This is a genomic window from Streptomyces sp. NPDC005866 (genome assembly GCF_040629895.1).
Lineage (GTDB): Bacteria > Actinomycetota > Actinomycetes > Streptomycetales > Streptomycetaceae > Streptomyces.
The window spans coordinates 77,880-99,462 of record NZ_JBEXWP010000005.1; the positions used below are offsets into that span (position 1 = coordinate 77,880).

25 protein-coding genes are annotated in these 21,583 nt (G+C 71.4%); 18 read left to right on the forward strand and 7 right to left on the reverse strand.

Annotated elements, in window-relative coordinates:
• Positions 1-148 precede the first annotated feature (148 nt).
• Genes hisD through hisF form a run of 8 tightly spaced genes read left to right on the forward strand, consistent with a single transcriptional unit; the run spans position 149 to position 5,852 of the window.
• The gene (gene hisD, locus ABZ396_RS09315) at positions 149-1,474 is read left to right on the forward strand and encodes a histidinol dehydrogenase (protein WP_358914257.1); all 1,326 of its coding nucleotides are present in this window, start codon (positions 149-151) and stop codon (positions 1,472-1,474) included.
• The gene (locus ABZ396_RS09320) at positions 1,471-2,577 is read left to right on the forward strand and encodes a histidinol-phosphate transaminase (RefSeq protein ID WP_358914259.1); all 1,107 of its coding nucleotides are present in this window, start codon (positions 1,471-1,473) and stop codon (positions 2,575-2,577) included. Before hisD ends, ABZ396_RS09320 begins: the two co-directional genes overlap by 4 nt.
• A complete protein-coding gene (gene hisB, locus ABZ396_RS09325; RefSeq protein WP_358914261.1) occupies positions 2,574-3,167 on the forward strand; it encodes an imidazoleglycerol-phosphate dehydratase HisB in 594 nt (197 codons plus the stop codon). The genes ABZ396_RS09320 and hisB overlap by 4 nt, the downstream gene beginning before the upstream one ends.
• Before the next feature lie 4 nt (positions 3,168-3,171).
• A complete protein-coding gene (locus ABZ396_RS09330) occupies positions 3,172-3,336 on the forward strand; it encodes a hypothetical protein (protein ID WP_358914263.1) in 165 nt (54 codons plus the stop codon).
• Positions 3,327-3,977 carry an imidazole glycerol phosphate synthase subunit HisH gene (gene hisH, locus ABZ396_RS09335; protein ID WP_358914265.1) on the forward strand — a complete coding sequence of 217 codons (651 nt, stop codon included), beginning with the start codon at positions 3,327-3,329 and terminating at the stop codon, positions 3,975-3,977. Before ABZ396_RS09330 ends, hisH begins: the two co-directional genes overlap by 10 nt.
• Positions 3,974-4,699 (forward strand): bifunctional 1-(5-phosphoribosyl)-5-((5-phosphoribosylamino)methylideneamino)imidazole-4-carboxamide isomerase/phosphoribosylanthranilate isomerase PriA, encoded by a 726-nt coding sequence (gene priA / locus ABZ396_RS09340; RefSeq protein ID WP_358914267.1) that lies wholly within the window; start codon positions 3,974-3,976, stop codon positions 4,697-4,699. Before hisH ends, priA begins: the two co-directional genes overlap by 4 nt.
• On the forward strand, positions 4,696-5,100 hold the full coding sequence (locus tag ABZ396_RS09345; RefSeq protein WP_358914269.1) for a RidA family protein: 405 nt from the start codon (positions 4,696-4,698) through the stop codon (positions 5,098-5,100). The genes priA and ABZ396_RS09345 overlap by 4 nt, the downstream gene beginning before the upstream one ends.
• The gene (gene hisF / locus ABZ396_RS09350; RefSeq protein WP_358914271.1) at positions 5,097-5,852 is read left to right on the forward strand and encodes an imidazole glycerol phosphate synthase subunit HisF; all 756 of its coding nucleotides are present in this window, start codon (positions 5,097-5,099) and stop codon (positions 5,850-5,852) included. The genes ABZ396_RS09345 and hisF overlap by 4 nt, the downstream gene beginning before the upstream one ends.
• A 119-nt stretch (positions 5,853-5,971) precedes the next feature.
• Here the strand turns inward: hisF and ABZ396_RS09355 are convergent, their stop codons facing one another.
• The gene (locus ABZ396_RS09355; protein WP_358914273.1) at positions 5,972-6,370 is read right to left on the reverse strand and encodes a VOC family protein; all 399 of its coding nucleotides are present in this window, start codon (positions 6,368-6,370) and stop codon (positions 5,972-5,974) included.
• A 9-nt stretch (positions 6,371-6,379) separates the two neighbouring features.
• Positions 6,380-7,015, reverse strand: coding sequence for a TIGR03085 family metal-binding protein (locus ABZ396_RS09360; RefSeq protein WP_358914275.1), 636 nt, complete (start codon positions 7,013-7,015; stop codon positions 6,380-6,382).
• A gap of 83 nt (positions 7,016-7,098) precedes the next feature.
• Here ABZ396_RS09360 and hisI point away from each other — a divergent pair, with 83 nt between their 5' ends.
• The 10 genes from hisI (at position 7,099) to lgt (ending at position 15,984) form a co-directional block, all read left to right on the forward strand.
• Positions 7,099-7,503 carry a phosphoribosyl-AMP cyclohydrolase gene (gene hisI, locus ABZ396_RS09365; protein ID WP_358914277.1) on the forward strand — a complete coding sequence of 135 codons (405 nt, stop codon included), beginning with the start codon at positions 7,099-7,101 and terminating at the stop codon, positions 7,501-7,503.
• A gap of 11 nt (positions 7,504-7,514) precedes the next feature.
• Positions 7,515-9,017 (forward strand): anthranilate synthase component I, encoded by a 1,503-nt coding sequence (locus ABZ396_RS09370; RefSeq protein ID WP_358914279.1) that lies wholly within the window; start codon positions 7,515-7,517, stop codon positions 9,015-9,017.
• A 51-nt stretch (positions 9,018-9,068) separates the two neighbouring features.
• Complete coding sequence (locus ABZ396_RS09375; protein WP_358914281.1) at positions 9,069-9,713, forward strand: TIGR02234 family membrane protein; 645 nt, start codon at positions 9,069-9,071, stop codon at positions 9,711-9,713.
• A 170-nt stretch (positions 9,714-9,883) separates the two neighbouring features.
• Entirely contained in the window at positions 9,884-10,144 is a 261-nt protein-coding gene (locus ABZ396_RS09380; protein WP_358914283.1) for an HGxxPAAW family protein, read from the forward strand.
• Positions 10,145-10,221: 77 nt separating this feature from the next.
• Positions 10,222-10,668, forward strand: a complete 447-nt coding sequence (locus ABZ396_RS09385) for a DUF2752 domain-containing protein (protein WP_358914285.1) — start codon at positions 10,222-10,224, stop codon at positions 10,666-10,668.
• 147 nt (positions 10,669-10,815) lie between these two features.
• The gene (gene trpC / locus ABZ396_RS09390; RefSeq protein WP_358914287.1) at positions 10,816-11,625 is read left to right on the forward strand and encodes an indole-3-glycerol phosphate synthase TrpC; all 810 of its coding nucleotides are present in this window, start codon (positions 10,816-10,818) and stop codon (positions 11,623-11,625) included.
• A 324-nt stretch (positions 11,626-11,949) separates the two neighbouring features.
• A complete protein-coding gene (gene trpB, locus ABZ396_RS09395; protein ID WP_358914289.1) occupies positions 11,950-13,233 on the forward strand; it encodes a tryptophan synthase subunit beta in 1,284 nt (427 codons plus the stop codon).
• Positions 13,230-14,048 (forward strand): tryptophan synthase subunit alpha, encoded by an 819-nt coding sequence (gene trpA / locus ABZ396_RS09400; protein WP_358914290.1) that lies wholly within the window; start codon positions 13,230-13,232, stop codon positions 14,046-14,048. Before trpB ends, trpA begins: the two co-directional genes overlap by 4 nt.
• Before the next feature lie 87 nt (positions 14,049-14,135).
• Positions 14,136-14,912, forward strand: coding sequence for a thioredoxin domain-containing protein (locus tag ABZ396_RS09405; RefSeq protein ID WP_358914292.1), 777 nt, complete (start codon positions 14,136-14,138; stop codon positions 14,910-14,912).
• Between the two features lie 91 nt (positions 14,913-15,003).
• Entirely contained in the window at positions 15,004-15,984 is a 981-nt protein-coding gene (gene lgt, locus ABZ396_RS09410; RefSeq protein WP_358914294.1) for a prolipoprotein diacylglyceryl transferase, read from the forward strand.
• 86 nt (positions 15,985-16,070) lie between these two features.
• On the opposite strand, the gene ABZ396_RS09415 is transcribed toward lgt, so the two are convergent.
• The 5 genes from ABZ396_RS09415 to ABZ396_RS09435 are packed head-to-tail and all read right to left on the reverse strand — an operon-like array spanning position 16,071 to position 21,577.
• A complete protein-coding gene (locus ABZ396_RS09415; protein ID WP_358914296.1) occupies positions 16,071-16,892 on the reverse strand; it encodes a CoA ester lyase in 822 nt (273 codons plus the stop codon).
• Positions 16,889-18,091, reverse strand: a complete 1,203-nt coding sequence (locus tag ABZ396_RS09420; RefSeq protein WP_358914297.1) for a CoA transferase — start codon at positions 18,089-18,091, stop codon at positions 16,889-16,891. Before ABZ396_RS09420 ends, ABZ396_RS09415 begins: the two co-directional genes overlap by 4 nt.
• Positions 18,088-18,981: a ribokinase gene (gene rbsK, locus ABZ396_RS09425; RefSeq protein ID WP_358914299.1), complete on the reverse strand. Its 894-nt coding sequence runs from the start codon at positions 18,979-18,981 to the stop codon at positions 18,088-18,090. Before rbsK ends, ABZ396_RS09420 begins: the two co-directional genes overlap by 4 nt.
• Positions 18,978-20,414 (reverse strand): ADP-ribosylglycohydrolase family protein, encoded by a 1,437-nt coding sequence (locus ABZ396_RS09430; RefSeq protein ID WP_358914301.1) that lies wholly within the window; start codon positions 20,412-20,414, stop codon positions 18,978-18,980. Before ABZ396_RS09430 ends, rbsK begins: the two co-directional genes overlap by 4 nt.
• Positions 20,402-21,577: an ADP-ribosylglycohydrolase family protein gene (locus ABZ396_RS09435; protein WP_358914303.1), complete on the reverse strand. Its 1,176-nt coding sequence runs from the start codon at positions 21,575-21,577 to the stop codon at positions 20,402-20,404. The genes ABZ396_RS09430 and ABZ396_RS09435 overlap by 13 nt, the downstream gene beginning before the upstream one ends.
• Between the last annotated feature and the right edge of the window lie 6 nt (positions 21,578-21,583).

Genomic DNA, 21,583 nt, shown 5'->3' on the forward strand with positions numbered 1-21,583 from the left:
GAAGTGCTGTGCTCTCTGGGGGGACACCCCCAGGCCCCCGCGATCTTCCGGGTCCGGCCAGGCTATGTACCGGCCGTTGGCTCACGCTCTGTATCAGCCATTGATACGCGCGAACGGGTCCCGAGTGCCGTCTGAGAGAATTGGTTACGTGATCTCCCGAATCGATCTGCGCGGCGACGCCCTCCCCGAGGGCCCCGCCCTGCGCGACCTGCTGCCCCGAGCCGACTTCGACGTCTCGGCCGCCCTGGAGAAGGTGCGTCCGGTCTGCGAGGCCGTGCATCATCGGGGTGACGCGGCGCTGATCGATTTCGCCGAGAAGTTCGACGGGGTCACCCTGGAGCAGGTGCGGGTGCCCGCCGAGGCCCTGGCCAAGGCCCTGGACGAGCTGGAGCCGGCCGTGCGCGCGGCCCTGGAGGAGTCCATCCGACGCGCCCGTCTCGTCCACCGCGAGCAGCGTCGTACGACCCACACGACCCAGGTCGTGCCCGGCGGCTCCGTCACCGAGAAGTGGGTGCCGGTCGAGCGGGTCGGGCTGTACGCGCCCGGCGGCCGGTCGGTCTACCCGTCCTCCGTGATCATGAACGTCGTGCCCGCTCAGGAGGCCGGGGTCGAGTCGATCGCCCTCGCCTCGCCAGCGCAGGCCGAGTTCGGCGGCCTGCCGCACCCGACGATCCTCGCCGCCTGCGCCCTGCTCGGCGTCGACGAGGTGTACGCCGCCGGCGGCGCCACCGCCGTCGCGATGTTCGCGTACGGCACCGAGTCCTGCCCGCCCGCCAACATGGTCACCGGCCCGGGCAACATCTGGGTCGCCGCCGCCAAGCGCTACTTCACCGGCAGGATCGGCATCGACGCCGAGGCCGGCCCCACCGAGATCGCGGTCCTCGCGGACGCCACCGCCGACCCGGTGCACATCGCCTCCGACCTGATCAGCCAGGCCGAGCACGACCCGCTCGCCGCCGCCGTCCTGGTCACCGACTCCGTCGAACTCGCGGACGCCGTGACGAAGGAGCTGGAACCGCAGGTCGCGGCCAGCAAGCACATCGACGACCGGATCGTCCCGGCGCTCGGCGGCAAGCAGTCCGCGATCGTCCTGGTCGACGGCGTCGAGGAGGGCCTCAGGGTCGTCGACGCGTACGGCGCCGAGCACCTGGAGATCCAGACCGCCCAGGCTTCTCAGGTGGCCGATCGCGTCAAGAACGCCGGCGCGATCTTCATCGGCCCCTGGGCGCCCGTCTCCCTCGGTGACTACGCCGCCGGGTCCAACCACGTGCTGCCCACCGGCGGCTGCGCCTGCCACTCCTCCGGCCTGTCCGTCCAGTCCTTCCTGCGCGGCATCCACGTCGTCGACTACACGAAGGACGCGCTGGCCGAGGTCGCGCATCACGTGGTCACGCTGGCGGAGGCGGAGGACCTGCCGGCACACGGCGCGGCGATCAAGGCCAGGTTCGGCTGGAAGGTACCCGAGGGCAAGTGACAGGCATCGACGATCTCCCCGTACGGGACGAGCTTCGCGGCAAGTCCCCCTACGGCGCGCCCCAGTTGGACGTGCCGGTACGGCTGAACACCAACGAGAACCCCTACCCGCTGCCCGAGCCGCTGGTCGAGCGGATCGTGGAGCGGGTGCGCGAGGCCGCCCGTAACCTGAACCGCTACCCCGACCGGGACGCGGTCCAGCTCCGCACCGAGCTGGCCAAGTACCTGACGAAGACCGGCAACCACCCGCTCGGCCTGGAGAACGTCTGGGCGGCCAACGGCTCCAACGAGGTCATCCAGCAACTGCTGCAGACCTTCGGCGGACCGGGTCGTACGGCGATCGGCTTCGAGCCGTCGTACTCGATGCACTCGCTCATCTCGCGCGGCACGGGCACGGGCTGGATCTCCGGCCCCCGCAGCGACGACTTCACGATCGACACCGAGGCCGCCACCCGCGCGATCGCCGAGCACAAGCCCGACGTCGTCTTCATCACCACCCCCAACAACCCGACGGGCAACGCGGTGCCGCCCGAGACGGTCCTCGCGCTGTACGAGGCGGCGCAGGCGGCCCGGCCGTCCATGGTGATCGTCGACGAGGCGTACATCGAGTTCAGCCACGGCGACTCGCTGCTTCCGCTGCTCGAAGGTCGGCCGAATCTCGTCGTCTCGCGGACCATGTCGAAGGCCTTCGGCGCGGCCGGCCTGCGCCTCGGCTACCTCGCCGCGCACCCCGCGGTGGTGGACGCCGTGCAGCTCGTACGGCTGCCCTACCACCTGTCGGCGATCACCCAGGCGACCGCGCTGGCCGCCCTGGAGCACACGGATACGCTGTTGATGTACGTCGAGCAGCTGAAGACCGAGCGGGACCGGCTGGTGAGCGAGCTGCGGGCGGGCGGGTTCGAGGTCACCGAGTCCGACGCCAACTTCGTGCAGTTCGGGCGGTTCGAGGACCCGCATCTGGTCTGGCTGAAGATCCTCGACCGGGGAGTCCTCGTCCGGGACAACGGCGTGCCGGGCTTCCTGCGGGTGTCGGCCGGAACCCCCGAAGAGAACGACGCGTTCCTCGACGCGGTACGTGAAGTCAAGAAGGAGCTGGACGCATGACCCGCGTAGGGCGCGTGGAGCGCACCACCAAGGAGACCTCGGTGCTGGTCGAGCTCGGCCTCGACGGCACCGGCAAGACCGACATCGCCACCGGCGTCGGCTTCTACGACCACATGCTCGACCAGCTCGGCCGGCACGGTCTGTTCGACCTCACCGTGAAGACCGACGGCGATCTGCACATCGACTCGCACCACACCATCGAGGACACCGCCCTCGCCCTCGGCGCCGCCTTCAAGCAGGCCCTCGGCGACAAGGTGGGAATCTATCGATTCGGGAACTGCACGGTTCCCCTGGACGAGTCCCTCGCCCAGGTCACGGTCGACCTGTCCGGCCGCCCGTACCTCGTGCACACGGAGCCGGAGAACATGGCGCCGATGATCGGCGAGTACGACACCACCATGACCCGGCACATCCTGGAGTCCTTCGTGGCCCAGGCACAGGTCGCCCTGCATGTGCACGTGCCCTACGGGCGCAACGCGCACCACATCGTGGAGTGCCAGTTCAAGGCGCTCGCGAGGGCGCTGCGCTACGCCTCCGAGCGCGACCCGCGCGCGGCCGGCATCCTCCCCTCGACGAAGGGCGCGCTGTAAAGCCATGACCGGGCTGTCCACCCTACTGATCGTCGTCGGCCTCTTCCTGGTCGGCGGAATCATCTCCTTCGCCAAGCAGAAGATGCCCACCAGCCTGATCGTGCTGCTCTCGATCGGCGCCGCGATGTGCCTGGTGGCGGGCGTCATGAGGCTGGAGGTGTGGAATTGAGCGGATCCGCGAAGAAGGTCGTCGTCTTCGACTACGGCTTCGGGAACGTCCGGTCCGCCGAGCGGGCCCTCGCCCGCGCCGGGGCGGACGTCGAGATAACGCGTGACTTCGACAGGGCGATGAACGCGGACGGCCTGCTGGTGCCCGGCGTCGGTGCCTTCGCCGCCTGCATGAAGGGCCTGCGCGCGGCCCGCGGTGACTGGATCATCGACCGCCGGCTGTCCGGCGGGCGGCCGGTGATGGGCATCTGTGTCGGCATGCAGATCCTGTTCGCGCGCGGCATCGAGCACGGCGTGGAGACCGAGGGCCTCGACGAGTGGCCCGGCTCGGTCGAGCCGCTCCAGGCCGAGATCGTGCCCCACATGGGCTGGAACACGGTCGACGTGCCGGCCGGCTCCGAACTGTTCGCGGGCCTGGAGGCCGGCGCGCGGTTCTACTTCGTGCACTCCTACGCCGTCCAGGACTGGGCGCTGGAGACGCACAACTCCTCGCTGCGAGCCCCGCTCGTGACCTGGTCGACGCACGGCAAGCCGTTCGTGGCCGCCGTGGAGAACGGCGCCCTGTGGGCCACCCAGTTCCACCCCGAGAAGTCCGGCGACGCCGGCGCCCAGCTCCTCACCAACTGGATCGGAACACTGTGAGCAAGCTCGAACTCCTCCCCGCCGTCGACGTCCGCGACGGCCAGGCCGTCCGGCTCGTGCACGGCGAGTCGGGAACCGAGACCTCCTACGGCTCCCCCCTTGAGGCCGCCCTCGCCTGGCAGCGGTCCGGCGCCGAGTGGCTGCACCTGGTCGACCTGGACGCCGCGTTCGGCACCGGCGACAACCGCGAACTGATCGCCGAGGTCGCCGAGGCGATGGACATCAAGGTGGAGCTGTCCGGCGGTATCCGGGACGACGCCTCGCTGGCGGCCGCCCTCGCCACCGGCTGCCGCCGGGTGAACCTCGGCACGGCCGCCCTGGAGGCCGCGGAGTGGGTCGCCAAGGTCATCGCCGAGCACGGCGACAAGATCGCGGTGGGCCTGGACGTCAAGGGCACGACCCTGCGCGGCCGCGGCTGGACCCGCGACGGCGGCGACCTGTACGAGACGCTGGCGCGCCTCGACCAGGAGGGCTGCGCGCGGTACGTCGTCACCGACATCGCCAAGGACGGCACCCTCCAGGGCCCGAACCTGGAGCTCCTGAAGAACGTCTGCGCGGCGACGGACCGGCCGGTCGTGGCCTCCGGCGGCGTGTCGTCGCTGGACGACCTCCGCGCGCTGGCCGAGCTGGTACCCCTCGGTGTCGAGGGCGCCATCGTCGGAAAGGCGCTGTACGCCAAGGCGTTCACCTTGGAAGAAGCACTGGAGGCAGTGTCTCGATGACGTCAGAAGCCGTACGGCGCGTACAGAGCGGAAGTCCCTGGGAAGAGTCCTTCGGGTTTGCACGCGCCGTGGCGGCCGGCGACCGTGTGCTGGTGGCCGGTACGACGTCCTTCAAGGGCACCGTGCTGTACGGGGAGGGCGACCCGTACGAACAGGCCCGGGTGGCCTTCGGGGCGGCCCTGGAGGCGATCGCCGAGTTCGGGCTCGGACCCGAGTCGGTGATCCGTACCCGGCTGTATCTCTCCCACGCGCGGGACCTGGACGCGGTGGGACGCGCCCACAAGGAGGCCTTCGACACGGTGCGCCCGGTGACCACGTTCCTCGTGGTGACCGGCTTCGTCGACCCGCGCATCCTGGTCGAAGCAGAGCTAGAGGCATACAGAGGAGCCGTGGATTCATGACCCTGGCGGTCCGAGTCATCCCCTGCCTGGACGTGGACAACGGCCGGGTCGTCAAGGGCGTCAACTTCCAGAACCTGCGCGACGCGGGCGACCCGGTCGAGATGGCCAAGGTGTACGACGTGGAGGGCGCCGACGAGCTGACCTTCCTGGACATCACCGCGTCGTCCGGCGACCGCGAGACCACCTACGACGTGGTGCGCCGCACCGCCGAGCAGGTCTTCATCCCGCTGACCGTCGGCGGCGGCGTGCGCACGGCCGAGGATGTCGACAAGCTGCTGCGGGCGGGTGCCGACAAGGTGGGCGTCAACACGGCGGCGATCGCCCGCCCGGACCTCATCCGTGAGATCGCCGAGCGCTTCGGCCGCCAGGTCCTGGTCCTGTCGGTGGACGCCCGCCGCACCGAGTCCGGCTCCTTCGAGGTCACCACCCACGGCGGCCGCCGAGGCACCGGCATCGACGCGGTCGAGTGGGCGCACCGGGCGGCCGAGCTGGGCGCGGGGGAGATCCTCCTCAACTCGATGGACGCGGACGGCACCAAGGACGGCTACGACCTGGAGATGATCACGGCCGTCCGCAAGCACGTCACCATCCCGGTCATCGCGTCCGGCGGCGCGGGCAAACTGGCGGACTTCGCCCCGGCCGTCGGGGCGGGCGCGGACGCGGTCCTCGCCGCCTCCGTCTTCCACTTCGGCGACCTGCGCATCGGCGAGGTCAAGCAGGCACTGCGGGAGGCCGGGCACCCCGTACGGTGACCCTGCGCAGTCTTGGCCCGGTGCCCCCAGGTGGGACACCGGGCCCTTTTGCCGCACGATCCGTGGCCGGCAAGGCGACCGCCTCACACTCGCCGCACCGGTCGACGAGGCGGTCCCGCTCAGCCCTTCGGCTGGGCCAGCTGGATCAGGTTGCCGACCGTGTCGTCGAGGACGGCCGCGATCACCGGGCCCTGTTCCTGCGGCTCGTGGGTGAAGTGGACGCCTAGGGCGCGCAGGCGGTCGTACTCCGCCTGGATGTCGTCGACCGAGAAGACGATGGCCGGGAGGCCCGCCTCGTACACGGCCTTGCGGTACGGGTCCGCGATGGGGCCCTGGCCGGGCTCCAGAAGCAGCTGGAGGTCCGGCTGGGCGCCGCCGGGCGCGCCGACCGTGATGAACAGGGTGCCGCCGCCCAGGTCCACCTGGGTGCGGGTCTCGAAGCCGAGGACGTCCGTGTAGAAGGCGTGCGCTTTCGGCACGTCGTCCACGTACACGTTCGTCATCGCGACCTTGATCATCGTCGCTCCTCAGATGCCCAGCTGCTTGGACTCGTGCAGCTTGGCGATCGCGTTCTCGTCGCCGTCCAGCACGACCTTCGCCGCGTTCTGCCGGCCGAAGGCGAACATCAGCAGCTCGGAGGGCTCGCCCGTCACCGTCACCACCGGGGCGCCGCGATGCGCCACGGCGGTCTGGCCGTCCGGGCGGCGCAGCACCAGGCCTGTCGGCACACCCCGGCCCAGCAGCCGGGCGGTGCGCTCCAGACGGGACCACAGGGCGTCCTGGAAGACGGGGTCCAGCTCGCGCGGCGTCCAGTCCGGCTGGGCGCGGCGCACGTCCTCCGTGTGGACGTAGAACTCCACCGTGTTGGCCGCCTCGTCGACCTGCTTGAGCTGGAACGGCGAGAACCGCGGCGGGCCGGTACGGATCAGCTGGATCAGTTCCTCGTACGGCTTCGCGGTGAACTCGGCCATCACCTTCTCCAGGCGTGGCGCGAGCTGCTTGATCAGCGCGCCCCCGGCCGCGTCGGGCCGGCGCTCGCGCACCACCACGTGCGCGGCCAGATCACGGGTCAGCCAGCCCTCGCAGAGGGTCGGCGCCTCGGGGCCGGTGGTCTCCAAGAGGTCGGCGAGCAGAAGCCGTTCACGCTTGGCGAAGGTCGACATGGAGCCAGCCTACGGCCCCACGCACGGTCCGGACAGTGGACACGGGTCCGTGACTGTCGGTGCCGCGCGGCACAATGGCACTCATGACCAGTACGACCGGTACGCCCCCGCCCAGCGCCCTCGCCCCGGAGATCGCCGCCCGCCTCAAGCGCAGCGCCGACGGGCTGCTCCCCGCCATCGCCCAGCAGTACGACACCGGCGAGGTACTGATGCTCGGCTGGATGGACGACGAGGCGCTGCATCGCACCCTCACCACCGGCCGCTGCACGTACTGGTCGCGCAGCCGCCGGGAGTACTGGGTCAAGGGCGACACCTCCGGCCACTTCCAGTGGGTAAGGTCCGTCGCCCTCGACTGCGACGCCGACGCCGTGCTGGTCAAGGTCGACCAGGTGGGCGCCGCCTGCCACACCGGCGACCGCACCTGCTTCGACGCCGACGTGCTCCTCAAGGACGGCGCCGGTTCCGGCGTCCCCGCCTCCGATCAGTAAGGTCTGCCGTCATGGACCTAGAGACCTTCCGCAAGCTGGCGACCGACCGGCGTGTCATCCCGGTCACCCGCAAGCTTCTCGCCGACGGCGACACCCCGGTCGCGCTCTACCGCAAGCTCGCCGCGGAGCGTCCCGGCACCTTCCTGCTGGAGTCCGCGGAGAACGGCCGCACAGCCTTTCAATGGTCCCGCTACTCGTTCGTGGGCGTCCGCTCCTCGGCCACCCTCACCACTCGTGACGGCCAGACCCACTGGCTCGGCGCCCCGCCGGTCGGCGTCCCCGTCGACGGCGACCCGCTGGCCGCCCTGCGCGCCACCATCGAGGCCCTGCACACCCCGCACGCGGAGGATCTGCCCCCGTTCACCGGCGGCATGGTCGGCTACCTGGGCTACGACATCGTGCGCCGCCTGGAGAAGATCGGCCCGGGGGAGCGGGACGACCTCAAGCTGCCCGAACTGACCATGCTCCTCACCAGCGACCTCGCGGTGATGGACCACTGGGAGGGCTCGGTCCTGCTGATCGCCAACGCGATCAACCACAACGACCTCGACACGGGCGTCGACGAGGCCCACGCCGACGCGATCGCCCGCCTCGACGCCATGGAGGCCGACCTCTCCCGCCCGGTCGCCCAGCCCCCGGCCGCCCTGCCCCCCTCCGAACTCCCCGAGTACACCGCCCTGTGGGGCGGCCCCGACTTCCAGGTCGCGGTCGAGGACATCAAGGAACGCATCCGCGCGGGCGAGGCCTTCCAGGTCGTCCCCTCGCAGCGCTTCGAAACCCCGTGCACGGCCAGCGCGCTGGACGTCTACCGCGTCCTCAGGGCCACCAACCCCTCGCCGTACATGTACCTGTTCCGCTTCCCCCTCGGGGACGGAGGTGCCTTCGACGTCGTGGGATCCAGCCCGGAGGCCCTCGTCAAGGTCGAGGACGGGCGGGCCATGGTCCACCCCATCGCCGGCACCCGGCCGCGCGGGGCCACCCCCCGGGAGGACCAGGAACTCGCCGACGAGCTGATGGCCGACCCCAAGGAGCGCGCCGAGCACCTGATGCTCGTCGATCTCGGGCGCAACGACCTGGGCCGGGTCTGCGAACCGGGCTCCGTCGAGGTCGTCGACTTCATGTCCATCGAGCGGTACTCGCACGTCATGCACATCGTCTCGACGGTCACCGGCAAGGTCGCCGAGGGCCGCACCGCCTTCGACGTCCTCACCGCATGCTTCCCGGCCGGCACCCTCTCCGGCGCCCCCAAGCCGCGGGCGATGCAGATCATCGACGAACTGGAGCCGTCCAGAAGGGGGTTGTACGGCGGCTGCGTCGGCTACCTGGACTTCGCCGGCGACTCCGACACCGCCATCGCCATCCGTACCGCCCTCCTGCGGGACGGCACGGCGTACGTCCAGGCGGGCGCGGGGATCGTCGCCGACTCGAACCCGGTCGCGGAGGACGAGGAGTGCCGCAACAAGGCGGCGGCGGTCCTGCGAGCGGTGCACACGGCCAACAGACTGGGCAAGTAGGGCGCTTCTCACGCAACCCCGGGTGACAGTTCGCCCGGGGTTCAAGCCATAGTGGAGTACGTGACTGCTGTTCCTCACTCCCGTTCCGAAGCCGCCGCACACGCCGGGTCCGGCCGCCGCAGCCTTGCCGTCGCCCTGTTGTTCGGTGCGCTCGGCGTGGCCGTGGCCCTGCTGGCCAGCCGGCAGCGCTGGGCGGAGGGCACCGCGACGGTGGCGGGTGGCGCCTTCCCGCTGACCGCCAGGGGCAGCGACGTCACGGGCGTCCCCGCGGCCCTCGCCATAGTGGGCCTCGCCGCGCTCGTCGCCGTCTTCGCCGTCCGCAAGGCCGGCCGCTTCCTGGTCTCCGGGCTCCTCGCGCTCTCCGGCGCCGGCATCGTCGTCGCCGCCCTGCTGGGCGCCTCCGACGGCTCCGCGCTGGACGAGAAGGCCGCCGAGGCCAGCGGCGACACGTCCGCCACGGTCGCCGCCCTCAGCCACACCGGCTGGCCGTACGTCGCCGCGGCCGGCGGTGCGCTCATCCTGGTCGCCGGACTGCTCGCGCTGCGCTACGGCCGCCTCTGGCCCGCCATGTCCGGCCGCTACGAGCGCGGCACGGGTGCGCAGCGGCCCCGCCGCGCCCCCAAGCCGGTCGACCCGGACCGCCCCGAGGACATCTGGAAGGCCCTGGACCGCGGCGAGGACCCCACCGGCGCCTAGGCACCCCCCCCGTGCCCCGATGTGGCGCATCAGACGCGTGCGATGGGCCACCCCCGCTCACGGCACGCGTGCGCGTACGGGACAATGGTGGACGAGCGTCCGGAACGGACCCGTACGAGCGCGGCCACGGACGGCACGTACGACACGCACCAGCTAACGAGGAGCAAGTCATGGCGGGCAGCAGCCACGGTCACACCCCGGCCGCCTGGACCGGCGTCACCATCGCCTTCATCGGATTCTGCGTCGCGGGCGCCTTCATGGTGATGGCGCAGCCGGTGGGCTTCTGGGCCGGCATGGTGATCGTGGTCCTCGGTGGTGTGGTCGGCATGATCATGAGTGCCATGGGCCTCGGCATGCCGAAGCAGAGCGGCGCGCTCTCGCACACCACCGCCCCGGCCGCCACCCCCGAGCCGGCCACCGCCGAGAGCTGATCGGCGGCGCTTTCCCGTGGGGCGCCCCGGGACATCGGGCCGCCCCACGCGCGCGTGTGCCGACCGTACGGGGCACAATGCGAGGCGTGAACGCCGACATTCCCAGCGCAGCCACCCCGGCGAAGCCCTCCCTGCGGGGACGGCTGGCCGTGCCCGCGGGGGTGATGGCCGCCGTCGTCGGGGCCTTCGCCTACGTCGGCTCGGTCGACCCCAACCAGCCCGGCCACTACCCGGTCTGCCCCCTCTACCGGCTCACCGGCCTGTACTGCCCCGGCTGCGGCGGCCTGCGCAGCGCGCACGCGTTCATCCACGGCGACTTCCTGGCCGCGCTGCGGGACAACGCGGCGGGCGTGGCCGCCTATCTGGCCTTCGCCGTCGTCTGGGCCGTCTGGGTGGTGCGTGCGGTACGCGGCCGGCCCGCCCGGATCGAGCTCAGGCCGGTGCCGATGTGGACTCTCGGTGCGTTGGTGCTCGTCTTCACCGTGGTGCGGAACCTGCCCTTCGCCGACTGGTTGCATCCTTGATCAAGTGGTGAAATGTCCAGGTAGTGGGACCGCCGTCAGCTGGATGCGAGGCCTGCGCCGTCCTCCGGATACCATCGCAGTGACCATGAGTTTTGGCCCATGGGATTCTGACCGCCTGGAAGAACCGTCCGGAAGGGGGCCGCTCGCGTGAGTGTGCTCGACGAGATCATCGACGGAGTCCGTGCCGACCTCTCGGAGCGGCAGGCGCGCGTCAGCCTCGACGAGCTCAAGGAGCGCGCGGCGAAGGCGCCCGCGGCCAAGGACGGCGTGGCCGCACTGCGCGGTGACGGCGTCAAGGTGATCTGCGAGGTCAAGCGCTCCAGCCCGTCGAAGGGCGCGCTGGCCGCGATCGCCGACCCGGCCGGGCTCGCCGCGGACTACGAGGCAGGAGGCGCGGCCGTCATCTCGGTCCTGACCGAGCAGCGCCGCTTCGGTGGCTCGCTGGCCGACCTGGAGGCGGTCCGGGCCCATGTGGACATCCCGGTCCTGCGCAAGGACTTCATCGTCACGTCGTACCAGCTGTGGGAGGCCCGGGCGTACGGCGCCGACCTCGCGCTGCTGATCGTCGCCGCCCTCGACCAGCCGGCCCTGGAGTCGCTGATCGAACGCGCGGTCTCCATCGGCCTCACCCCGATCGTGGAGGTCCACGACGAGGACGAGGCCGAGCGCGCGGTGGACGCCGGCGCCAAGGTGATCGGCGTCAACGCGCGCAACCTGAAGACCCTGGAGGTCGACCGCTCCACCTTCGAGCGGATCGCCCCGGAGATCCCCGACACCGTCGTCAAGGTCGCCGAGTCCGGCGTCCGCGGCCCGCACGACCTGATCGCGTACGCCAACGCGGGCGCCGACGCGGTCCTGGTCGGCGAGTCCCTGGTGACGGGCCGCGACCCCAAGTCGGCGGTGGCCGACCTGGTGGCGGCGGGCGAACACCCGGCACTGCGCCACGGCCGCCCCTGATCGCCCGGTAGGGTTGAACCGATGACTCTCACCGTGACGACCGTGGACCGGTATGCCCGCCTCGCGCGCGGCTGCCGCCCGAGGGGCTGCCGAGCCCCGGCGCGGCGCGTCCACGGCCGCCGCGTGCGGTATGTCATCGGTGACGAGCCGGGGCAAGTGAACGGCATGCGATGGCAGCGGCCGGCCTGTAGGGCGCGGGGCTGTATCTGAATATGCGACTCCGTCGCGTGGGCGCGACCAGCCACGACGGGCTCGCAGCCGACTGACAACCCCACGCCCCACGGCGAATAGTGTCTATCCACGCACTCACCGTGAGGTTTCCGCATGCCCAGCGACTACTTCTTCCCTGATCCCACCGGTCAAGTCCCGAGCGCCGAAGGCTACTTCGGCGCCTTCGGCGGCAAGTTCATCCCCGAGGCACTCGTCGCCGCCGTGGACGAGGTCGCCGTCGAGTACGACAAGGCCAAGCACGACCCCGAGTTCGCCCGGGAACTCGACGACCTGATGGTCAACTACACCGGCCGCCCCAGCTCCCTCACCGAGGTCCCCCGCTTCGCGGAACACGCGGGCGGCGCCCGGATCTTCCTCAAGCGCGAGGACCTCAACCACACCGGCTCTCACAAGATCAACAACGTGCTCGGCCAGGCCCTGCTCACCAAGCGCATGGGCAAGACCCGGGTGATCGCGGAGACCGGCGCCGGCCAGCACGGCGTCGCGACGGCCACCGCCTGCGCCCTGTTCGGTCTCGACTGCACCATCTACATGGGCGAGATCGACACCAGGCGCCAGGCGCTCAACGTGGCCCGGATGCGCATGCTCGGCGCCGAGGTCATCGCAGTGAAGTCCGGCAGCCGCACTCTGAAGGACGCCATCAACGAGGCGTTCCGCGACTGGGTGGCGAACGTCGACCACACCCACTACCTCTTCGGTACGGTGGCCGGCCCGCACCCCTTTCCGGCCATGGTCCGCGACTTCCACCGGGTCATCGGCGTCGAGGCCCGCCGCCAGCTCCTGGAGCGGGCCGGCCGGCTCCCCGACGCGGCGATCGCCTGCGTCGGCGGCGGCTCCAACGCCATCGGCCTCTTCCACGCCTTCATCCCCGACGAGGGCGTCCGCCTCATCGGCTGCGAGCCGGCGGGGCACGGCATCGAGACCGGCGAGCACGCTGCCACTCTCACCGCCGGCGAGCCGGGCATCCTGCACGGTTCCCGGTCCTACGTCCTCCAGGACGACGAGGGCCAGATCACCGAGCCGTACTCGATCTCGGCCGGTCTGGACTACCCCGGCATCGGCCCGGAGCACTCCTACCTCAAGGACTCCGGCCGCGGTGAGTACCGCGCGGTCACCGACGACGCGGCCATGCAGTCCCTGCGCCTGCTGTCCCGCACAGAGGGCATCATCCCGGCCATCGAGAGCGCGCACGCCCTCGCCGGCGCCCTGGAGGTCGGCAAGGAGCTAGGCAAGGACGGGCTGATCGTCGTCAACCTGTCCGGCCGCGGCGACAAGGACATGGACACCGCCGCGCGCTACTTCGGGCTGTACGACACCGACGCCGAGGTCGCCGCCGACGCCACCGACACCGCCGAGATCGAAGGGGACGCGAAGTGAGCGGGAACCTTGAGTTGCTGTCCGACACCCTCGCCGGTGCCAAGGCCGAGGGACGTGCGGCTCTGATCGCCTACCTTCCGGCCGGGTTCCCGACCGTGGCCGGCGGCATCGAGGCCATCAAGGCCGTCCTGGACGGCGGCGCGGACATCATCGAGGTCGGGCTGCCGCACAGCGACCCGGTCCTCGACGGGCCCGTCATCCAGACCGCCGATGACATCGCCCTGCGCGGCGGCGTCAAGATCGCGGACGTCATGCACACGGTCAAGGAGGCCTACACGGCCACCGGCAAGCCGATCCTCGTCATGACGTACTGGAACCCCATCGACCGCTACCGCGTCGAGCGCTTCACCGCCGAGCTGGCCGAGGCCGGCGGCGCGGGCTGCATCCTGCCCGACCTGCCCGTCCAGGAGTCGGCCCTGTGGAGGGAGCACGCCGAGAAGCACGGCCTCGCGACGATCTTCGTCGTGGCGCCGAGCAGCAAGGACGAGCGGCTCGCGCAGATCACGGCGGCCGGCAGCGGCTTCGTCTACGCGGCCTCCCTGATGGGCGTCACCGGTACCCGTGCGTCGGTCGGCGCGCAGGCCCAGGACCTGGTGGAACGCACCCGGGCCACCGGCACCGAGCTGCCCGTCTGCGTCGGCCTCGGTGTCTCCGACGCGGCCCAGGCCGCCGAGGTCGCCGGCTTCGCAGACGGCGTGATCGTCGGCTCGGCCTTCGTGAAGCGGATGCTGGACGCGCCGGACGACGCGGCCGGCGTGGCGGCCGTCCGGGAACTCGCCGGTGAGCTGGCGAAGGGCGTACGCCGACAGGCGTAACGGAACACCGCGGAACATTCGGTCACCCGAACGGGTGGACCTGGGACCGGGGAGGCGCGGTGCGCCTCCCCGGTTCGTTCTGGGGGTGTGAGCGAGAAGAATCGTGACGGAAAGCGGACAGCCCGCGAGCGGCTCGCGGCCGAACGCGAGAAGCAGAAGGCCGCGGAGAAGCGAAGGCGCACGCTGATCGTGGGCGCGAGCGTCGTCTGTGTCCTGGGCCTGGCGGCGGTGATCGGCGTGATCGCCGCGAACGCGGGCAAGGACAAGGGCAGCCAGAGCTCGGGCCCGGTCGTGGCGCCCTCGGGCGCGCAGGGCAAGGACAGCCTCGCGATCCCGGTCGGCAAGGACGGCGCCAAGGCGACGCTCACCGTCTGGGAGGACTTCCGCTGTCCGGCCTGCCAGGCCTTCGAGACGGCGTACCGCTCCACGCTCCACGAGCTGACCGACTCCGGCAAGCTCAGGATCGAGTACCACCTGGCCACACTGATCGACGGCAACCTCGGCGGCAGCGGCTCCCGGCACGCGGCCAACGCGGCGGCCTGCGCCCAGGACGCGGGCAAGTTCCGCGACTACCACGACGTGCTGTACGAGAACCAGCCCAAGGAAACCGACGACGCCTTCGCGAACAACGCCAAGCTGATCGAGCTGGCCGGCAAGGTCGACGGGCTGGACACGCCGGCGTTCCAGAAGTGTGTCAACGACGGCACGCACGACGCCTGGGTGGCGAAGTCCAACCAGGCCTTCCAGGCGGGCAAGTTCGGCGGCACCCCGACCGTCCTGCTCGACGGCAAGAACATCTACCAGGACCAGACCATGACCCCGGCCAAGCTGAAGCAGCTCGTGGAGGACGCCAACAAGGGGTGAGCGGGACAAGAATTTCTCCCGCCCCTGTTATGGAGCCGTAGCCGGGCCAGTTGCCGTCGGCCCGGTCCGGCACGGTAGCGTCGACCCTGCCATGGAAACACTTGCCTACATTCCCAGCCCTTCGCGCGGAGTGATCCATCTCGGTCCCATTCCGCTGCGTGGCTACGCCCTCTGCATCATCATCGGTGTCTTCGTAGCCGTCTGGCTCGGAAACAAGCGCTGGATCGCCCGGGGCGGGCGGTCCGGCACTGTGGCCGACATCGCGGTCTGGGCCGTACCGTTCGGCCTGGTCGGCGGACGTCTCTACCACGTGATCACGGACTACCAGCTGTACTTCAGCGAGGGCCGTAACTGGGTCGACGCGTTCAAGGTGTGGCAGGGCGGGCTCGGTATCTGGGGCGCTATCGCGCTCGGTGCGCTGGGCGCGTGGATCGGCTGCCGGCGCCGGGGCATCCCGCTGCCGGCCTACGCCGACGCCATCGCCCCCGGCATCGCCTTCGCCCAGGCGATCGGCCGCTGGGGCAACTGGTTCAACCAGGAGCTGTACGGCCGCGAGACGCATCTGCCGTGGGCCCTGCACATCACCTCCTCCGAGGGAGGCCGGGTCCCCGGCTACTACCACCCGACGTTCCTGTACGAGTCGCTGTGGTGCATCGGCGTCGGCTTCCTCGTCATCTGGGCCGACCGCCGCTTCAAGCTGGGGCACGGGCGGGCGTTCGCGCTGTACGTCGCCGCGTACTGCGTGGGCCGCGGCTGGATCGAGTACATGCGCGTCGACGACGCCCACCACATTCTCGGCCTGCGGCTCAACGACTGGACCGCGATGGTCGTGTTCCTGCTCGCGGTGGTGTACATCGCGCTGTCCGCGAAGAAGCGGCCGGGCCGGGAGCCGGTCGTCGAGCCGGGCGTCTCCGACGGTGAGGCCGACGGGGACACTGAGGCCGACGGTACGGCTGAGGCTGCTGAGGGTTCCGAAGCCGAGGAGGCTCCCGAGGCCGAGGCATCCGAAAGGCCGGCCGAGCACGAGGCCGAGGCCGAGCACGAGGCCGGGTCGGGGACCAAGAAGAGCTGACCTGCGCGATACGACGAAGAGGGCGCCCGGGACCAAATCGGGCGCCCTCTTCGTGCGGTGGAAGGAGCTCGTCGGCCGGAAGGAAATCAGCGGCGGTTCACCAGGGAGAGGGTTCTGCGGGCCGCTGCTACCACCGCCGCGTCGATGAAGCTGCCGTCCGGGAGGGCCTGGGCGCCCTGTTCCATGGTGGCCGCCTTGACGATCTTCTCGGCCTGTTCCAGTTCGGCCTCCGTGGGGAGGTAGGCCCGTGCGATGATCGGGAGCTGGCGGGGATGGATGGCGGCGCGGCCCAGGAAGCCCAGGGCGCGGCCATGGGCGCAGGAGGCGGCCAGGCCCTTGAGGTCACGGGTGTCGGGGTGCACCGACTGGGGCGGTGGGGCGAGGCCCGCGGCACGGGCGGCGACCACGATCCGGGAACGGGGCCAGTCGAGGCCGGTGTCGTCGCGTACACCCAGGTCAGCCTGCAGATCCGCCTCCCCGAGCGAGATACCCCACAGGGCGGGGTCGGCGGTGGCGATGGCGTAGGCGTGTTCGATGCCGAGGGCCGATTCGAGGAGGGCGTAGAGGGGGAGGGTGGTGGTCCGGGCCGCGACGTGGTGGATGTCGCCGGGGCCGGTCACCTTGGGGATGCGCAGGCCGGCGAGGCCGGGAAGACCGAGCAGGGCCTGGAGGTCGGTCTCGGCCCAGGGGGTGTCCAGACTGTTGGTCCGGACGTGGACCGGGACCGGCTGGGGGTGGGTGAGCAGGTCGGCGGTGGCGGCGCGGGCGTAGTCCTTGCGGTCGGGGGCGACGGCGTCCTCCAGGTCGATCACCACCACGTCCGCGCCCGAGGCCAGCGCCTTGGCGACGACATGCGGCCGGTCTCCTGGGACGTACAGCCAGGTCAGCGGGAAGGGTGCGGGGGTCATACGGCGCCCTCCTCGCGCAAGGCCAGCAGCTGGTCCGGGGTCAGGCCCAGTTCGGTGAGGACCTCGTCCGTGTCGGCGCCGTGCGGACGCCCGGTCCAGCGGATCGCGCCGGGCGTGGAGGAGAGCCGGAAGAGGACGTTCTGCATGCGCAGCGGCCCCAGTTCGGGGTCGGGGACGGTGGTGATCGTGTCCAGCGCCAGGTACTGCGGGTCGTCCATCACGTCCCGGACGTCCTGGATGGGGGCCACCGCCGCCTCCGCCTTCTCGAACTCGGCCAGCACCTCGGCGCGGGAGCGGGTGGCGATCCAGTCGCCGACGGCCGCGTCGAGGACGTCGGAGTGCGCGGCCCGGTCGGCGCCGGTCGCGAACCACGGCTCGTCGATCAGCTCCGGGCGCCCGACCAGCCGCAGTACGCGTTCCGCGATCGACTGGGCCGAGGTGGAGACGGCGACCCAGGTCCCGTCCGCCGTGCGGTAGGTGTTGCGCGGGGCGTTGTTGGCGGAGCGGTTGCCGGTGCGCTTCTGGACGTAGCCGAGCTGGTCGTACCAGGTGGGCTGGGGGCCGAGTACGGTGAGGATCGGTTCGATGATCGCCATGTCGACGACCTGGCCCTCGCCGGTGCGGTCCCGGGCGGCGAGCGCGGTCATCACGGCGTACGCGGTCGCCAGTGCCGCGATCGAGTCGGCGAGCCCGAACGGGGGCAGCGTGGGCGGGGCGTCCGGTTCGCCGGTGATCGCGGCGAACCCGCTCATCGCCTCGGCGAGCGTGCCGAAGCCCGGGCGGTGGGCGTACGGGCCGAACTGGCCGAAGGCGGTGACCCTGGTCAGGATCAGCCGGGGGTTGGCGGCGGAGAGTTCCACCCAGCCGAGGTCCCACTTCTCCAGGGTGCCGGGACGGAAGTTCTCGATGATCACGTCGGCGGTGGCGGCGAGCCGGAGCAGGGTGGCGCGGCCACCGGGCTTGGACAGGTTGAGGGTGATGGCGCGCTTGTTGCGGCCGAGGAGCTTCCACCACAGGCCGACGCCCTGTTTGGCCGGGCCGTGCCCCCGGGAGGGGTCGGGCTTGGCCGGATGCTCGACCTTGATGACCTCGGCGCCGAAGTCACCGAGCAGGGTGGCGGCGAGGGGGCCGGCGAAGAGGGTGGCGAGGTCGAGGACGCGCAGGCCGGCGAGGGGCTGGGGCTGTGTTGTCGTACTCATGCGGTGTACTGGGCCTCGATTTCTGGACGGTACGGCATGGATGTCGACGCGCCCTCCCGCTGCACGGCGAGCGCGGCCGCGGCGGCCGCCCAGGACAGGGCGTCGCGGACCGGCTTCTCCTCGGCGAGGGCGACCGCGAGGGCGCCGACGAAGGTGTCGCCCGCGCCTGTGGAGTCGACGGCGGTCACCCGGGGCGCCGGGATGACGAGGGGCGCGGCGTCACGGGTGAGATAGAGGCTGCCGGCCGCGCCCAGGGTGACGACGACCTGCGGTACCAGGCTGAGCAGGGCGGTGGCCGCGTCGCGCGGGTCGGTGCGGTCGGTGAGGGCGGCGGCCTCGCGCTCGTTGAGCACCAACAGGTCGATGTTGTCGAGGAGTTCGGACGGGAGGGGGCGGGCGGGGGACGGGGTGAGGATGGTCCGGACGCCGTGCCGGCGGGCGGCCTGCGCACCGGCGACGACGGCGGGCAGCGGGATCTCCAGTTGGAGGAGCAGGGTGTCGGCGGAGGCGATGACGCCCTCGTCGCCGGGGGCGAGATGGTCGACGGTGCCGTTCGCGCCGGGCATCACGACGATCGCGTTGCCGCCCTCGTCGTCCACGACGATGTGCGCGGTGCCGGAGGGGCCTTCGATCGTGCGGAGCGAGTCGGTGTCCACGCCGGAGTGTTCGAGGGCGTCCCGCATCCGGGCGCCGTAGGCGTCGTGGCCGACCGCGCCGATCATTGAGACGGTGGCGCCGGCGCGGGCGGCGGCGATCGCCTGGTTGGCGCCCTTGCCGCCGGGGACCGTACGGAACTCCCGTCCCGTCACGGTCTCGCCGAGTTGCGGGGCCTTCTCGACGTACGCGACGAGGTCCATGTTGGTGCTGCCGAGTACGGCGATATGGGTCATGGGCGGGTCGCCTCCAGACGGGTGAGGTGGGCGAGGGTGTCGAAGCCGGTGCCGTCGAAGCCGGCGACGGAGGTGGCGAGTCGGTTCTTGAGCGGGGTAGTCCAGCGGTCGGGGAGGGCGTCGGGGTCGCCGGCGAGCAGCCCGGCGACGGAGCCGGCGGTCGCTCCGTTGGAGTCGGTGTCCCAACCGCCGCTCACCGCGCGGGAGACGGAGCCGGTGAAGTCGCCGTTGGCGTGGGTGAGGGCGGCGGCGATCAGGGCGGTGTTGGGGATGGCGTGCACCCAGTGGTGGGTGGCGGAGTGGATGGCGTGGAGTTCGTCGACGACGGTGTCGAAGTCGTCGTGGGTGCCGGCGAGTCGGATCGCGTGGTCGATGGCGTGTGCGAGCCGGGAGCTGGGCGGGACGACGGTGCTGCCGGTGTGCAGGCAGGCGTGGATGTCGTGGGTTCCGGTGGCGGCGGTGGCGATGGTGGCCGCCGTGAACATCGCCGCGTAGACGCCGTTGGCCGTGTGGGTGAGGGTGGCGTCGCGATGGGCCTGTTCGGCCGCGGCGGCTGGGTCGCCGGGGTTGGTCCAGCCGTGCACGTCGGCGCGGATCAGGGCGCCGATCCACTCGCGGAAGGGGTTGCGGTGGCGGGCGGTGTGCGGGGGTTCGACGCCGGAGAGGAGGTTGCGGTAGGCGACGCGCTCGGCGGTGAAGGTGCGGCCGGCGGGGAGTTCGTCCAGCCAGAGGGCGGCTACGTCGCCGGTCGTGAAGCCTCTGGTGTGGCGTTGGAGCAGGAGGACGTTGAGGAGGGGGTAGTTGAGATCGTCGTCCTCGGGCATGCCGTCGATGTTCTCGACGAGGGAGGTGGCGGCGGAGCGGCGGTTCCAGGGGTGGGCGCAGAGGAGGGCGGCGGGGACGCCGCGGGCCGTGAAGTAGTGGTTCAGGGGCCAGTTGCCTGCGGCACGGGCGAGTTCGCGGATGGCGTGGAGGGGGAGTTTCTCGACGGGTTTGCCGAGGAGGCAACCTGTGGCCCGGCCGAGCCAGGCGGCTTCGTAGGCGCGGGTGGGTGGGGGCAGGGGACGTGCCCCGTCAGGGCCGCGGGGAACTGCGCGATCGGCCACATCGTGCCCGCACTCGTATGACGGTCCGCACCGCCCTCCCCGCGGCGCGTTCGGCCACTCGGGACACAGCGCCTTGATCTCGTCCAGATCCGTCGGCTCGTTCAACCGGCTCGGCAGGTCCGCGAGTTCGTCCAGCAGGTCCTCCGCCAGCCGGCGCAGATAACGCGACGCCCGGTCCGGCGACGCGCCCGCCCGGCTCGGCGCCTCCGCACCGCCCGCCGCCCGCCAGCGGGCCTCGACGGCGCCGGGCTCCCGGCCGTCCTGCCGGGCCTGGCGGATCTCGTGGCCCAGCAGATCTTCCGGCTGGACCCAGGTCAGGCGGAGCATCCCGCGCCCCCGAGGCGAGCGAAGGATTGCTCGTGGGCGCGCCGCAGGGCCGTGTCGCGGGTGAAGATCTCCCTGGTCACGGCGGTCAGCGTGCGGGGCGGCTCCCAGAGGTCGAGGCGGCTCGCCTCGGCGACCCGCTTCGACCACTCCTCCGGCACGGCGGAGCCCATCGCACCGGCGATCGCGCCCGCCATCGTGGCGATCGAGTCGCAGTCCCGGCCGTAGTTGACGGAACCGAGGACGGCCTGGCGGTAGTCACCGTCGGCCACCAGCAACATGCCGAGCGCAACGGGGAGTTCCTCGATGGCGTGGAGGCGGGAGGGGCGGCGGGCGCCGAGGGAGGGGGCGCGGTAGTCGGGGCCGACCGTGTCGTAGGGGGTGATCGCGTCACGGAGGGGGGTGAGAGCCGATTCGAAGTCGGTGTGGTGTGCGGCCACTTCACAGACCGCTTCGATCGCGGTTCGCGTGCCGTCCTTCGCCAGGGACAGGCACACGGTGACGACGGAGTCCGGTGTCGCCCCCGGCGCGGCCGCCGCCGCCACCGCCGCCGCGAAGACGCCCGCCGCCTCCCGGCCGTACGACGACTGGTGGGCGCCCGCGATGTCCAGGGCCTCGGCGTACGCGGCACGCGGGTTCGCCGCGTTGACCAGGCCGACCGGGGCCATGTACATGGCCGCGCCGCAGTTGACGATGTTGCCGGCGCCGGCCTCGCGGGGGTCGACATGGCCGTAGTGGAGACGGGTCGCCAGCCACTTCTCGGCGAGGAAGACACGGTGGAGCAGGAGGGCTTCCGCCTCCAGCTCCGGGATCCAGCGGGGGGTGGTCATCAGGTCGGGGACCAGATGGTCGGCGATCGCGTACGCGCTGAGGTGGTCGCGGACGCGGTCGTACACCCGTACCAGCGCGTGGGTCATCAAGGTGTCGTCGGTGATGTGTCCATCACCCTTGTGGTACGGGGCGATGGGGCGGGCGGTGCGCCAGGCGTCGCCGTTCCAGGGGCCGACGATGCCGTGGACGCGGCCGCCGTGGCGTTCGAGGATCTGGTCGGGGGAGTAGCCCTCGACCGGGCCGCCGAGGGCGTCGCCGACGGCGGCCCCGACGAGGGCTCCGGTGATCCGTTCGTCCAGCGAAGCTCCGGCGTTTTCTTGTCTTTTGGGCGTCATGCACCG

Bases quoted from the DNA above. Each gene is read 5' to 3' on its own strand.
- rbsK (WP_358914299.1), bottom strand. From the start codon at position 18,981: ATGACCCATATCGCCGTACTCGGCAGCACCAACATGGACCTCGTCGCG.
- ABZ396_RS09370 (WP_358914279.1), top strand. From the start codon at position 7,515: ATGGACCTAGAGACCTTCCGCAAGCTGGCGACCGACCGGCGTGTCATC.
- ABZ396_RS09415 (WP_358914296.1), bottom strand. From the start codon at position 16,892: ATGACCCCCGCACCCTTCCCGCTGACCTGGCTGTACGTCCCAGGAGAC.
- ABZ396_RS09430 (WP_358914301.1), bottom strand. From the start codon at position 20,414: ATGCTCCGCCTGACCTGGGTCCAGCCGGAAGATCTGCTGGGCCACGAG.
- hisB (WP_358914261.1), top strand. From the start codon at position 2,574: ATGACCCGCGTAGGGCGCGTGGAGCGCACCACCAAGGAGACCTCGGTG.
- hisI (WP_358914277.1), top strand. From the start codon at position 7,099: ATGACCAGTACGACCGGTACGCCCCCGCCCAGCGCCCTCGCCCCGGAG.
- ABZ396_RS09420 (WP_358914297.1), bottom strand. From the start codon at position 18,091: ATGAGTACGACAACACAGCCCCAGCCCCTCGCCGGCCTGCGCGTCCTC.
- ABZ396_RS09360 (WP_358914275.1), bottom strand. From the start codon at position 7,015: ATGTCGACCTTCGCCAAGCGTGAACGGCTTCTGCTCGCCGACCTCTTG.
- ABZ396_RS09345 (WP_358914269.1), top strand. From the start codon at position 4,696: ATGACGTCAGAAGCCGTACGGCGCGTACAGAGCGGAAGTCCCTGGGAA.
- lgt (WP_358914294.1), top strand. From the start codon at position 15,004: ATGGAAACACTTGCCTACATTCCCAGCCCTTCGCGCGGAGTGATCCAT.
- ABZ396_RS09385 (WP_358914285.1), top strand. From the start codon at position 10,222: ATGCGAGGCGTGAACGCCGACATTCCCAGCGCAGCCACCCCGGCGAAG.
- trpB (WP_358914289.1), top strand. From the start codon at position 11,950: ATGCCCAGCGACTACTTCTTCCCTGATCCCACCGGTCAAGTCCCGAGC.
- ABZ396_RS09330 (WP_358914263.1), top strand. From the start codon at position 3,172: ATGACCGGGCTGTCCACCCTACTGATCGTCGTCGGCCTCTTCCTGGTC.
- ABZ396_RS09355 (WP_358914273.1), bottom strand. From the start codon at position 6,370: ATGATCAAGGTCGCGATGACGAACGTGTACGTGGACGACGTGCCGAAA.
- ABZ396_RS09435 (WP_358914303.1), bottom strand. From the start codon at position 21,577: ATGACGCCCAAAAGACAAGAAAACGCCGGAGCTTCGCTGGACGAACGG.
- hisF (WP_358914271.1), top strand. From the start codon at position 5,097: ATGACCCTGGCGGTCCGAGTCATCCCCTGCCTGGACGTGGACAACGGC.
- ABZ396_RS09380 (WP_358914283.1), top strand. From the start codon at position 9,884: ATGGCGGGCAGCAGCCACGGTCACACCCCGGCCGCCTGGACCGGCGTC.